This window comes from Rhodothermales bacterium, assembly GCA_017643395.1.
GTDB lineage: Bacteria > Bacteroidota > Rhodothermia > Rhodothermales > UBA10348 > JABDJZ01.
Map to the genome: position 1 here is coordinate 260,774 of JAEPNP010000001.1, position 13,544 is coordinate 274,317.

At 62.7% G+C, this 13,544-nt stretch carries 10 protein-coding genes; 6 read left to right on the plus strand and 4 right to left on the minus strand.

All coding sequences use genetic code 11. The annotated features are described in order from the left end of the window. Nucleotides 1–10: 10 nt before the first annotated feature. On the minus strand, nucleotides 11–523 hold the full coding sequence (locus JJ896_01045) for a hypothetical protein (GenBank protein ID MBO6778214.1): 513 nt from the start codon (nucleotides 521–523) through the stop codon (nucleotides 11–13). A gap of 19 nt (nucleotides 524–542) precedes the next feature. Next, complete coding sequence (locus tag JJ896_01050; protein MBO6778215.1) at nucleotides 543–1,061, minus strand: sigma-70 family RNA polymerase sigma factor; 519 nt, start codon at nucleotides 1,059–1,061, stop codon at nucleotides 543–545. A 208-nt stretch (nucleotides 1,062–1,269) separates the two neighbouring features. Here JJ896_01050 and JJ896_01055 point away from each other — a divergent pair, with 208 nt between their 5' ends. From JJ896_01055 to JJ896_01070, 4 genes are read left to right on the plus strand one after another with little or no spacing between them, the layout of a single operon-like run. Next, nucleotides 1,270–2,952 (plus strand): S41 family peptidase, encoded by a 1,683-nt coding sequence (locus JJ896_01055; GenBank protein MBO6778216.1) that lies wholly within the window; start codon nucleotides 1,270–1,272, stop codon nucleotides 2,950–2,952. A gap of 43 nt (nucleotides 2,953–2,995) precedes the next feature. After that, nucleotides 2,996–4,054, plus strand: a complete 1,059-nt coding sequence (locus tag JJ896_01060; protein ID MBO6778217.1) for an iron-containing alcohol dehydrogenase — start codon at nucleotides 2,996–2,998, stop codon at nucleotides 4,052–4,054. Nucleotides 4,055–4,064: 10 nt separating this feature from the next. Continuing rightward, nucleotides 4,065–5,213, plus strand: a complete 1,149-nt coding sequence (locus tag JJ896_01065) for an LLM class flavin-dependent oxidoreductase (GenBank protein ID MBO6778218.1) — start codon at nucleotides 4,065–4,067, stop codon at nucleotides 5,211–5,213. Continuing rightward, complete coding sequence (locus tag JJ896_01070) at nucleotides 5,213–6,760, plus strand: sodium/solute symporter (GenBank protein ID MBO6778219.1); 1,548 nt, start codon at nucleotides 5,213–5,215, stop codon at nucleotides 6,758–6,760. Before JJ896_01065 ends, JJ896_01070 begins: the two co-directional genes overlap by 1 nt. 545 nt (nucleotides 6,761–7,305) lie before the next feature. Here JJ896_01070 and JJ896_01075 read toward each other — a convergent pair. After that, nucleotides 7,306–9,075 carry an ABC transporter ATP-binding protein gene (locus JJ896_01075; GenBank protein MBO6778220.1) on the minus strand — a complete coding sequence of 590 codons (1,770 nt, stop codon included), beginning with the start codon at nucleotides 9,073–9,075 and terminating at the stop codon, nucleotides 7,306–7,308. Between the two features lie 560 nt (nucleotides 9,076–9,635). Between JJ896_01075 and JJ896_01080 the strand changes: the two genes are divergently transcribed. Together JJ896_01080 and JJ896_01085 are read left to right on the plus strand one after the other, a co-directional pair. Beyond that, a complete protein-coding gene (locus JJ896_01080; protein ID MBO6778221.1) occupies nucleotides 9,636–11,312 on the plus strand; it encodes an AarF/ABC1/UbiB kinase family protein in 1,677 nt (558 codons plus the stop codon). Between the two features lie 200 nt (nucleotides 11,313–11,512). Next, nucleotides 11,513–12,247 carry a hypothetical protein gene (locus tag JJ896_01085; GenBank protein MBO6778222.1) on the plus strand — a complete coding sequence of 245 codons (735 nt, stop codon included), beginning with the start codon at nucleotides 11,513–11,515 and terminating at the stop codon, nucleotides 12,245–12,247. Nucleotides 12,248–12,268: 21 nt separating this feature from the next. On the opposite strand, the gene JJ896_01090 is transcribed toward JJ896_01085, so the two are convergent. Further along, on the minus strand, nucleotides 12,269–13,528 hold the full coding sequence (locus tag JJ896_01090; protein ID MBO6778223.1) for a serine hydrolase: 1,260 nt from the start codon (nucleotides 13,526–13,528) through the stop codon (nucleotides 12,269–12,271). Nucleotides 13,529–13,544 lie beyond the last annotated feature (16 nt).

Consider the following 13,544-nt stretch of genomic DNA (forward strand, 5'->3'; position numbering starts at 1 on the left):
GCTTTCCGGTTCAATTTAGTCGTGCCCCACGGGGGGCATCGAATGGCTCGCCGACCACCCCAGGCAGCTGTCCGATGACATGGGGCTCCAGCACGTCATCGCGCAGGTGCACGGCCGTGATCTGGCCGACTTCCGACACGAGACCCAGGGTCCATTTGATCTGCTCCAGTGCCTCGGCCACTTCGGGCTCGGTAGGCACCGGTTCCGCAGGCCGGCCCAGAATGCCGGCCATCACGATCACCAGTACGAGCGATGCGGTCACAAGCGCTGGACGCACATCGAACGACACAAACCACCTGCTGACACGCGCCAGCATCTGCCGGCGAGCATCCCGACGGACCTCGCGGATGACGGCTGGCAGAAGATCCGGCGGAGCGGCCTCCGACGGCATGGTGCGCAGGGCTTCCCGAATGGACTTGGCCAGGTCCAGCCGGGCGGCAAAGCCTGCGTCGCGGGCTGCGCGCCCCAGGACCGTCTGTCGTTCCTCCGGACTGAGCATGCCGTCCAGGAACGCCTCGATCATGGCGTCGGGCGATTGGTTGTCAGGCTGTTTCAAGGTGCATCACCTCTTCAATGGTCTTCCGTAGCATCCGGCGCGCACGGTGCAGGTACACCTTGACCGTGGACATGGGCAGGTTGAGGGCGCCGCAGATTTCTTCGTATCGGAAGTCCTCGATTTCGCGCAGCACAACAATGCTGCGATAGGGCTCCTTCAACGTCTCGATGGCGCGCTCCAGGTGCGCCATCATGTCGGCAGACTCCGTTTGGCGGGCAGGCGAGAGCGTCGCGCTCCCGGTCCGATCCGCGTCCGGTTCTCCGTCAAAAATCCGGTGCTCCAGTTGCCGCCGACGCAACACGTCAATGCAGGCGTTGTGCGTCACGCGAAGCAACCAGGAGACCGCGCCGTCCTCATCCACCCTATCCCGATGCTTCCACATCCGGAGCATCGCGTCCTGCACGACATCCTTGGCCTGATCGCGGTCGCCGAGCAGGCGTGCCGCGTAGCCAAAGACCCGGTTCTGGTGCCGGGTAACCGTGAGTTCGAACTCCGAAAGTGTCAACGCTGGTGGGGTGTCAGGCCGGATTCGGATGCAGAACGGACGGCACTGCGCCAAGGTTACACGGCCTCGGCACGAACGTTGCACCTGCACAGCGGGTGCCCTCCCAAAATCCGCCGAACGGCATGGCCTGACGCCTGACCCGCCGCAATCGCCGAAACTTTGGAGAGCCGGCACGATTACTTCATTTCATCCGGAAGATTACGTCTACATGAAGCGGTTCATCCTACCCGCCCTGTTTGTTTTTGCTGCGGGCACGTTCATCGGCGCACGCGTGGGCGGCGTGTTCTCCCAGCCGGACACGCTGGAGCAGTTGCGCAAGCTCGAAGACGCGTTCCTGCTCATCGACCGGAACTATGTGGAGAAAGTCAGCCCGGTGAATCTGGTGGACCGATCCATCTCGGCGATGCTGGAAGAGCTGGATCCGCACTCCTCCTACATCGACAAAGAGCAGGTAGCCAAGGTCCAGGAAGGCTACCGCGGCTCGTTTGGTGGCATTGGAATCTGGTTCGAGGCCCCGCCGGAAGACACGGCCAGAGTGACCTCGATCATCGCGGACGGCCCATCGGAAAAGGTCGGCCTGATGCCCGGTGACCTGATCATTGCAGTAGACGATTCGTCCGTGGTAGGCTACAACTCGATTGAGATCCAGAACCGGATCAAGGGTCCCATCGGCACGGATGTGGAGCTGGACGTGGTGCGCCGTGGTGTGGACGAGCCCGTGGAATTCGTGATCACGCGTGGCGAGATCCCGCTCTATTCCATCGACACTTCGTACATGATGGACGATGAGACCGGCTACCTGCGCATCGGTCGATTCGCCATGACCACGCACCAGGAGTTTCTGCAGCATACGCGCGCGCTGATCGACCAGGGCATGCAGCGCATGGTGCTGGATTTGCGGGACAACCCAGGAGGCATCAAGCAGACCGCGGTCCTGATTGCCGACGAGTTTCTCCCGGGTGGGCACACCATCGTCTATACCAAGGGACGTGTGGAGCGCGAGTCCGAGCGGGACGTCTCCACCGACGGTGGCCTGTTTGAAAACGGACCAGTCATCGTGCTGGTCAACGAGAACACTGCGTCCGGCAGTGAGATCATCTCGGGCGCGCTTCAGGATCACGACCGCGCGCTCGTGGTCGGTCGGCGCACGTTCGGCAAGGGACTCGTGCAGCGTCCGTTCCAGCTTCGGGACGGCAGCATCCTGCAGTTGACGGTCAGCCGGTACTACATGCCGTCGGGCCGCCTGATTCAGACCGCTTATGAAGACGGCAGTCTGGAAGACTACTACACTTCCAAGTTCGGCAGCCTGCGCCAGGCCACGTACAACGTGTCCGAATACCTCGATGACCTTCCGGACTCGCTGCGCTTCAAGACCACGCACGGGCGGACCGTGTTTGGTGGCGGCGGTGTGATGCCCGACATCGTGATCGCGCCTGACAGCGTAGGTGGCATGAACGCCCCGATCCTGCGCGCCATCGTGCGCCAGGGAGCGGACGTGCGATTTGCCCGGGAGTGGTTCCTGGAGCGTGAAGCCGCCTTCCGGGGCACGTGGATGGAGCGCCAGGACGAGTTTGTGGACAGCTACGCTGTGCCTGAGAGCTTTATGGAAGGGTTCTGGGACTACGCCGAGGGGGTCGGCATTTCCATCACCGATGGAGACTCCCGCGCGGAGGACGGAGTCTTTTCAGCGGAGGATCTCGCTGAGTCGGAGGCGCTCTTGCGCACCGTGCTCAAAGCCCGACTTGCCCAACGACTCTACGGCAGCGAGGCCTGGTTCCCGATCTTCAACGCCATCGACCCCACGGTACTCAAGGCCCAGGGCATGTGGACGGACGCTGCGGAGCTGGCCGCACTGCCGCCCGCGGAGGACGCGGAGACGCGGGGCGACTGAGTTGCCGTTCCGGATCCCGACCCGCACAATGATCGGTGCGGGTTTGCTGTCAAAGCTCCCGGAAGTCCTGTCGAGCTACGACGCCGGCACGGCGCTCGTGATCACCGATCCCGGGGTGGCCTCGGCGGGAATCGCGGACCGGGTCTGCGGCCTGACGGAAACGGCCGGCTTTCGGCCCGTGGTCTGGGACCGGGTGCGCCCGAACCCCCGGACCAGTACGGTCGATGAGGTTGCTGCCCGCTACCGAGACTCGCGGGTCCGGGTGGTGGTCGGCATCGGAGGCGGATCAGTGCTGGATGCGGCCAAGGGCATCGCCCTGATGTTGCAAAACTCCGGTCCCGTGGCCCAGTATCAAGGCCGCAACCGGTTCCCCAACGGATCCGCGCCGTTTGTGGCCATCCCGACCACCTGCGGCACCGGCTCGGAGGTCACCTGGGTGTCCGTATTGACCAGCGAGGCCGAGCGGCGCAAGATTTCGGTCAAGGGAGATCGCATGTTTCCGGCCTGGGCCATCGCTGATTCTGAATTGCTTGCGAGCCTGCCGGAGCACCTGATTGCCACCACGGCCATGGATGCCGCCACCCATGCCGTGGAGGCGGCCGTAGGTCGGCAGGCCAACCCCGCCAGCGACGCGCTGGCCGCCGGCGCTCTCCGGCGGATCCTCGACCATCTCGAGTCGGCGGTCGAGAGGCGCACACCCAAGTCTCTGACAGCCCTCATGGAGGCATCCACCCTGGCCGGTATGGCGTTCGGCAACGCCGACGTCGCCGGCGTGCATTGCCTGTCCGAGGCCATCGGCGGCCGACACGATTTGCCGCATGGTGCGCTCAACGCGGCGCTGCTGGTGCCCGTCCTGCGCTACCAGGAACGGGAAGCCGCCGGCAAGCTGAACACGTTGGGTGAGGCCTGCGGAACACCGGACCTGCTCTCCGCGCTGGAGACGTTGTCGCGCGCGGTAGGAATTCCTTCATTCCGGGAGCTTCGCGTGCCCAGGGAAGACTACGAGCCCATCGCCCGGGAAGCCGAACAGAACGGCTCCAACGGTTCCAACCCGAGGACCATGACTGCGGCCGACTATTTGGCTATTCTGCGGGAGCTTTAGCCCCCCGCCCTTGCCCGACATTCGTTCCGAGGCGCTGCAGGCCGCGGAGTTCTCCTGGTTTGCGCCGATATGCGACGGAGACGACCGCTACCTGGGTGCGCGCGATCCCGCCTTCCGTTCGTCCTGGGAGAACACGTCTCGCGTCCTGCTGGAAGCGGACCGCCTGGGGTTCCGAAACAGCCTCTGCCCCAGCTCCTATCAGGTGGGGCAGGACACGTGGACGTTTGCAGCCGCTCTGGCACCCAGCCTTCGAACGATGGGGTTGTTGCCGGCCGTGCGCATGGGAGAACTCCATCCGCCGATGCTGGCCCGGGCGATTGCCACCCTCGATCACATCCTCAAGGGTCGCCTGACGCTGAATGTGATTTCGTCGGACCTGCCGGGTGAGACGTTGTCGTCGGAGGATAGATATGCCCGTTCGGCCGAAGTCATCCAGATACTGAGGCAGGCCTGGACCCGGGACGAAATAGACTTCCGGGGAGACTTCTACCGGTTGGCCCTGCCCTCCGCACCGGTGAAGCCCTACCAGCAGAACGGTGGGCCGCTGCTCTATTTCGGCGGGTACTCGCCGGCGGGGCTGGACCTGTGTGCGCGCGAGTGTGATGTGTATCTGATGTGGCCTGACACGGAAGCCGGGCTCACGAACCTGATGGAGGAGGTCGGGCGCAGCGCGGCGTCGTACGGTCGCACGCTGGACTATGGATTGCGCGTGCATGTCGTGGTTCGGGAGACGGAGGCCGAGGCTCGGGCCTGGGCCGCATCGCTCGTATCGCGGCTGCCCGAGGCCCTGGGGACCGACATCCGGAATCGCTCTCAGGACGCTCGGTCTCTGGGAGTGGCGCGACAGACTCGTCTTCGCGAGGATGCAGATACCGACGGCTACGTGGAGCCCGAGCTCTGGACCGGCATCGGACGCGCGCGCTCGGGCTGTGGCGCGGCGCTGGTCGGTGATCCGGACCAGGTTGCTGCCAAGCTGCAGCGCTACATGGACATGGGCATTCGCTCCTTCATTCTGTCTGGATATCCGCACCTGGACGAGTGCCGGCTGTTTGCGCGGCACGTGTTGCCCCGCTTCAGGACGGCCTTTCTGCCCGATGTCCAGGGGCGTGTGTCCTCTGCGACTCCGGAAACTCCGCTCGGCGCGGGGCCGCGCTTCTGATGCTGGACCTGGGGATCGTACTTGCGTACTTCGTGGCCATCATGGTCGCCGCGCTCTGGGGCCGCGACCGGGGTGAAGTGACGGTAGAGCAGTACTTCCTGTCGTCGCGCAGTCTCCGCTGGCCGAGCGTTGCGCTTTCGACCATCGCGACCAACATCCAGGGCTACCAGTTCCTGGGCATGATGGGCTCAGCGTACCTGTTCGGGATTGCGCAGGCCAGCCTGGAGATCAACGCTGTTCAGGGCATCCTGCTTGCGGTGTTCGTCTTTGTGCCGCTGTATATGCGCTCCCGGGTCGTTACGGTCACCCAGTTCATCGCAGAGCGCATCGGACGGAAGGCGGCGCTGGTCTACTCGGGAGCGAACATTGCGCTCTTCAGCACGATTACGCTGGGCGCCGCCCTGTTCTGGGGGGCCTACGCCGCCGACCTGGTCTTCGGGGACTACCTCGCTGTGATCTCCCAGGATCGGGTGGTGCGCATTGCTGTGTTGCTCGTCGGCCTCGGTGTGTTCTCGGCCATCTACACGTACCTGGGCGGATTGGCAGCCGTGGTGCGCACCGACGTCGTGCAGTTCGGCATCCTCTTTCTGGGTGGCTTTGTGGTACTGCTTGTTGCCATCCGGGAGGTCGGCGGTTGGGGGCAGCTCTACGTACGCACTCCAGAGCTCATGCAACTGCACCTGCCGCGGGAGCACCCGACCCTGCCCTGGACCCACATGTTTGGGCTCTTCCTGCTGAACATCAACTACTGGTGCGCCAACCAGTCGGTATTGCAGCGGTCACTGGCCGCCCGAAGCCTGAAGGATGCGCAGGTCGGACTGATGGTGGGGGGCGTGCTGAAGTACGCCATGGCCGTTCTGATTGTCGTGCCAGGCGTGGCGCTGGCCGGAATCCTCGGGGCCGGGGGGCTGGACGAGCCGGATATGGCGTTCCCGTATCTGGTGACGACCTACCTGCCCATCGGTCTGAAAGGGCTGATTCTCAGCGCGCTGTTCGCATCGCTCATGAGTACGGTGGACTCCACCTACAACTCACTGGCCACGCTCTGGTCCGTGGATCTGTACAAAGGCTACTTCCGCCCGGCAGCGTCGGAGAGCCAGGTCGTGCAGGCGGGACGGCGTGCGATCCTTGTTGCGCTAGTGACCGGCTGCCTGATGGGACTGGTGCTGCTGTACCTGAAGTTTGAAGACCCGGGCGCGGCGTTCACGCACACGCTCAACGAACTCCGGTATTACATCAACTGCGGCATCGTCGTGCTCATCTGTACGGCGGTCCTGGTGGCCGTTCCGCGGGAGCGGATCGTATTGCTGGCGTTCTTCCTGACCATCCCATTGAACCTGTTCATCCTGCAGGCCTTCCCGGCCATGAACTACTTCGTGCGGGCGTTCTGGGTCATCGTGATCGCGTTTGGCGTCATTGCGCTGACCACGCCGCGACGAAACTGGGTGTCGGGAGGTGAGCTGTTGACCTCGCACTCCCCGTCGGTGGCGCGCGCCGGCCTGCTTCTGGCGGCTTCTCTTGTGGCGCTGCATGTCGTCTTCCATTGACGTGGCTCCGGGGCTGGCGTCTGAAAACCTTTACATATGTTCGTACTGTCACGATCGTGACAGACAACTGATCTGGGCCAGGGTGCCTCGGTGCTTTGCTGTCTTTTTTCTGACAGAACTTTGCGCAGCGCGAGACGGATTTCTACCATGAAAAGCGCGTTTTTTGGCCGTTTTTGGAGCGTAGGACAAATCCTACAGCCAATACGGAAAGCGCCTACAGGCCTTTCGGAAGAAAACGGACAGAATCCGGGCTTCAGAAGCTGTAGTTACAGTGGGCGGCAGCCGATAGCATGTGCAAGGTCCGCTGCCAACCCGACAGCCGCTGACCTGATCAGCACTTTGACAATACCGCGTAACTGACTGGACGCGGTTCTGGCGATTGCCCGACGCGGGCCTAGACTGGGGGGGTCGATGGTCCAGGCGTAGGTGGCAATCAACGAAGGAAGAGCCCCCGGCAGTTCGGTTGCCGGGGGCTTTTTTTGTGCACTCGGTCCCGCCTGGCGCATGCGGACCGTGCAGACGCGCGAAGCGCCTGCTCCGCGCCGCTACCGCGACTCCAGCTCGGCTCCGTGCTGCAACTCGTACAGCCTGGCGTACAGCCCCTTCTCTTCGATGAGCTCCGCGTGGGAGCCAGACTCGACCAGCCGGCCCCCGTCCAGCACAAGAATGCGGTCGGCGTTCTGCACCGTGGACAGTCGATGGGCAATGATGATCGTCGCAAGGTCCTCATCCGTACGGAATGAACCCTCGAGCGCCTCCTGGATGATGGCCTCGGACTCGCTGTCCAGACTGGCTGTCGCCTCATCGAGGACCAGCACCCGGGCCTGTTTCAGGATGGCACGGGCGATGGCGATGCGCTGCTTCTGGCCGCCCGAGAGTTTGGTGCCTCGTTCACCTATCTGCGTATCGTACCCCTCGGGCAGCTGCTGAATGAATCCATCGGCGTTGGCGAGGCGAGCAGCTTTCCGGATCTCCTCCTCCGTCGCGCCCGGTCGGGCGTAGCCGATGTTCTCGCGCACACTGCCGGAAAACAGCGTCGGCTCCTGGGGCACCACGGCGATGCCGTCGCGGAGCGCATCGAGATCGATGCCCCGAACGTCCTCTCCGCCTACAATGACTTCGCCGAGTTGCGGGTCATAAAGCCTAGAAAGCAGCTTGGTGACGGTGCTCTTGCCAGCACCCGACGGACCGACCAGAGCAACCGTACGGTTGCGGTCCAGCACAAAGCTGAACTCCCGGAGGACCGGGGCTTCTCCTCCCGGATAGGAGAACGTGACATCGCGAAATTCGATGGCGCCCGCAGGCAGGCGTTTGAGGTCACCACCCCGCTCCGGCTCAGCGTCCAGCAGATCCGCCACCCGCTCCAGGGCGGCCATGCCCGACTGCAGTTGGTTGTTGAAGAACATCACGGACATGATGGGCCGCTGCAACTGGCGCTGATACATGAGAAAGGCAGTGAGCTCACCCACCGTCAGCGCTTCTCCGACCACCAGCCAGCCTCCGTAGATCAGGATCACGCCGATGCCGTAGGTGGCGGTCAGCGTGATCAGGGCCTCCATCATGCCCACGTCCTTGCGACGGTCGAGGTTGAATCGCACGTAGGCGCCGTTCTCTTCGCCAAAGCGTTCTGTCTCCTCATTCTCGGCTGCGAAGGACTTCACCACCTGGATGTTGCCGATCGCTTCGCTCGCGACGGCCGTCATCTCTCCGACCCGGCCACGAATCTTTCGCGATGCCGCCCGCAGTGGGCCCTGGTAGTGACGCGTGATCCAGGCCAGGAGCGGGGTCACGACCAGATTCACCAGTGCCAGCTTCCAATTCATCACAATGACGATCACCAGCACCACCAGAATGCTGAACAGCTGGCCGGCGAGGCGGGTCGAGCCCGCCTGAATCATGCCCTCAAGAGCGTTCACGTCCGAGACCACGCGGGAGACCAGCGAGCCGGACCGCTCGTCTGCGAACCTCGATACCGGGAGCCGAAGCAGTCGCGAGTAGGCCCGCATCCGGATGTCGCTGATGATGCCCTGAGTGAATGCAAAGCTCAGGTACATCGCCGCGTAGGACACGAATGCGCGGATCAGGTAGAAGCCTGCATAGGCCGCGGCCAACCAGCCGAACAGCTCAAGCGAGCCGCTGGGAATGACCGTGTCGAATGCGTATCGCACGAACTGCGGCGCGACCGTTCCCAGAGCCGCCGAAGCGCTGATGAGCGCCGACAGGGCCACGACGCGCCCGCGATACGGACGCAGCAGACGATAAAGTTGAGTCAGACTGCCACTCAGGGCACCCTGTTGATTGGACGCAGTGCTCACGCCGGAAAATCCGAACTGCGGCGGTACCAATCCGGGATCCCGGCCGTGCTGGCCTACAGAAAACCCGAAAATGGGGCCTACCGAATATCCTGCAGTCGAAATCAGACAATTCCTACAAGGAGTCGGCATCGCATCCCACACTGGATGCTTTGGACGTTTCGTACCGTTGGTGAAGAAAAAGCCATTGGGGGTTTGTTATGCCGGCTTTACAAATGAAATCGAGTCATGCTACTCCGCGCTCTTCGGAGCGCAGTTACCACCTGTCCTGCCAGCGATGTGGGGGCATCCTGCAGGTCTTCGGCCGACTGCTGTCTGCGACGCTGGGCACCCGGTGCTCACAGTGCGGAATGGCTACAAGGGTTCCAAACCCGCTTTCGAAGCGCAACTGAGCGTCGGCCGAGCCGGGGGGGCTCGGTCCCGCGATACACGTCCTCCCTTAACCGGGAGGTTGCGCCAGGCCCCCGGCAGAGATTGCTGCCGGGGGCCTTTTTTCTATCGCTCCGCATGTGTTTTGGCGGTGCGAATCTTCACTTCAGGAATCAGCAGATATCTATTGAATCATGTCATTGTCATTATCGCCTGCCCGCCTCCCGCGGTATGCCGCGCTTGTGCGCCTTCTGGCCAAATACGGAAGTCAGGACTGGGCCAAGGGAGCGGGCCTGGAGGGCTCGCTTCGGGATGAAGAGGATCTCCCTGGAGATTCAAAGCCCGCTGAACTCGCCGCCGATCTGGAAGAACTCGGCCCCACATTCATCAAACTGGGGCAATTGCTTTCGTCGCGGGTAGACTTGCTGCCTCAGCCGTATGTCGAAGCGCTTCAGCGCCTGCAGGATGAGGTGAAGCCCATTCCCTTCGAGGAGGTGGAGCGGATTGTCTGTGAGTCGCTGGGCGTGCGACTCTCGAAAGCCTTTGGGCGCTTCGAGGAGACACCGCTGGCGGCTGCCTCACTCGGACAGGTGCATCGTGCTACGCTTCGCGACGGACGCGAAGTCGTGGTCAAAGTGCAGCGGCCCGGGATTCGTGAGACCATCCTCAAGGACCTCGATGCGCTGGCTGACGTCGCCGATCTGATTGATGAGCGATTGGACGCCGCACGTGGACTCGCGGTGACAGGCATGCTCAATGAGTTCCGGGACACGCTGGTGCGCGAATTGGACTTCCGCCTTGAGGCAAACAATCTCGACACCATGCGCGACCTGGTCGCCGGATCGAGCGAGGTGATCGTACCGGAACCCATTCACGACTATTGCTCGGATACGGTCCTGACCATGGACTACGTGGATGGCACAAAAATCACCGACGTTTCGCCGGTTGCGCTCCTGGAGGTAGACCGCAAGGGACTGTGCGCGGCGCTCGCCGACGTGTATCTCGACGGCATGCTCGCGCACGGCTTCTACCACACGGATCCGCATCCTGGGAACGTGTTTCTCACCCGGGATGGGAAGTTGGCGTTGCTCGACCTCGGTCAGGTGGCGCGACTCGATCCTACCCAGCGGGAGGGGCTCCTTCGGCTGCTTCTCGCCGCCAGCGAAGGCCAGGGCCACGAAGCCGCCCAGGCGGGTCTGGCGCTGGGCACTCCGCTGGAGTGGTTTGACCGGGACAAATACACCCGGGAGGTGTCGGCTCTGGTTGTCCGGCATCGGGATGCGACTCTGGAAGCCATGAGCCCCGGCGTCGTGGCGGTCCAGCTGGCGAGGGTTTCCGCGGAAAACGGTCTGCGACCTTCGCCGGAGCTCTCAATTCTTGGCAAGACGCTGCTGCAGCTGGATCAGGTCACGCGTCTTCTCGATCCGACATTTGATCCGGGAGCGGCGATTCGGCGTAGGGCCAATCGCCTGATGAAGCAGACCATGATCTCGAGCTTATCGCCGGGGAACGTCTTCCGAACGCTCCTGGAGGCTCAGGATCTTGTACGAGAGGCGCCTAATCGCGTCAACGCGATCCTGAAAGATCTTGCCGAGCGCGAGTTTGAGGTACGGGTGCGCGCCTTTGACGAAGTCCGCCTTCTGGCCAACCTGAACCGCATCTCGGACAGAATCTCGCTGGCCATCGTGGTCGCTGCGCTTGTGATCGGCGCTGCGCTCCTGATGCGGGTCGAGACCAGCTTCACGCTGCTGGGCTACCCAGGCATTGCGATGGTGGTATTTCTGCTGGCAGCGACCTGCGGGTTTGTGCTCATCGTCCATCTGTTCAGGGGTGCAGATCGCAACCCACGAGACAGGGCGCGGCCGGCCTGAGGGCCTGGCCCCTGGCGGCCGGCATCCCCGTCCCCGGTGGCATTAGTTGCGACGGAAATCTGCTGTCCACTAGTGGCCCATCAGCGTGATCTATTCGGGCGATGCGGTCAGTGCGGGAGAAAAAATCTGTAGCGCTGTTAGTTGCCGGCGACCGCCGCCCTGCGGTTACATTCCTGAGCACTCGATCAGGTGATCTGGCTATGCAGAATCCGTTTGCTCCCGGTGTCGGCGGCGTGCTCAGTGCTGACATTGCCGTACCCGAACACGAGGCAGAGCTTCGGTTCTACGCTAGAATCCTGACAACCGGAGGCTCCCCGCTCTGGCGGAAGGACCTGATGAACAATAGGGGCATGCCGATCATCGGGCTGGGTAAGCGCATGCCAGAGTACAAGGCCCTGCCGATGCAGTGGATGCCGCACCTCCAGGTGGCGGATGTGGGGGCCTGTGCTTCGCGAGCTGTTGAGCTTGGGGGCAGTGAGTTGATGCACGGCCGGGACGCTGAGGGACGGAGTCAGTGGGCTGTACTGACGGATCCGAGCGGGGAAGCATTTGGGTTGGTCCCGGTGATTGAGGCTGAGCTAGCCGTCGTCGAGGGGACGGGGCGTATCTCGTCCCTGACGCTTGTGGCTGCGGATGTCCCCGCGACGAGCCTGTTCTACCAGGAAGTCGTCGGGTGGTCGGCGGCTCAGGGTGCCGATGGCATATTTCGCATTGTGCGGCCCGATGGTGGGACGTCCGCTGAAATCCTGGTTTCGGGCGATGGGGCTCAGGGTGTCCCGTCGGTCTGGCTGATCGGATTGCCTGTTGGCGACCTGGACGAGAGCCTCCGTCGCACGGGAGAGGGGGGCGGCGAAGTTGTGTGGCGCTCCGTCCCGACGGATCGCGCCGTGGTAAGGGACCCGGTTGGCGTTTGCCTGGTGATCGAAGGCAGGTGAGCCGGAGTCACTTGAGACCCCTTAGAGGGTCACGGCTGCGCGACTGGCTCGAAAAGCAGGGAGCACAAACTCCTCCAAGATCGTCGCAGTGTGGTCCTTCGAGACGTAGCTACCTCCCGTTAACACGACAACTGCGCTCTGATCCGGGAAGACGACGATCCTCTGCCCTCCCCAACCGAAGGCCCAGAACGCGGGGAATCGCGAGCCAGAGTGAGAGTACTCGTGGGTCCACCACGCGTAGGAGTAGCCTCGCTGACCCCACGTGTTGTCTCCAGGCGGAATAGAGCGCAGGAAGTAGTTGAACCAACTGTTGTTGGGCCCGGCGTAGGAGGCGGCACTACGCCCGATCCACCCCTCGGAGAGAATACGCTGGCCGTTCCAAACGCCGCCGTTGAGGTAAGCGACCCCGAACTTGATCATTTCCCTGGAAGTCAAGCGTTGATCCCCGGCCGCATAAACCACGCCGCTATCTCCGATCCAGCCCCATTCAGGGGGGTCTATGCCCATCGGCGAGAACAGGTACTCGCCTGCAAACGCTTCGATATCCAGGTTTGTGGCGCTCCTGACGATCTCGCCTAGCAGGATGCTGTTGCCGCCGCTGTAGGTGAAGTCGGTTCCTGGTTCACTGATCAGAGGTTTTGCCAGGATGCATGCCACCGGATCCTCGCAGTCCATCCAGAGAGCGATCACGTCATTTCGCTCGTCGGAATACGATGTGCGCCATTCATCCCATTCCAACCCCGAGGTCATGGTGAGCAGATGCTCAATGGTTATCTGGCGTTTTCCATCGGTTTTGAGGTGCTGGTGTCTTGGCAGGTAGTCAAATATGGACTGATCCACGCTTTCGATGAACCCCCGATCAACAGCAATACCGACGCAGGCAGAGGTAATGCTCTTTCCTGCAGAATGGATGTTGTGCTCGGTATCCCACCCCCATTCCACCAAGGCCCCCTGGAAATCGGGCCCGTCCCACTGGTAGTCGTGACCGACGAAATACTCCTCGACGACCAGTTTGCTGTCCTTGTAGATGAGCAGGGAGTGAATCTCGCCGTACTTGCCCTTACCAATGCCATCGACGGCACGTCCAACCGGCACTGGATCCATCCTGACCTCCTCCAGAGTGCCGACTTCAAGGCCATCTTGGCGGTTCTCAGGTTCGCTGATGGTGTACAGGCTGGATGGAGGTGAACCACAACCAGTCAGCAGGATCGCACAGATCGCGGCGGCTGGAATGGCTGCAACACTCCAGGATGCGCGTAGTCGAGTCGCGAGGTCGTTCACCTGTCAGAAGGGCGGA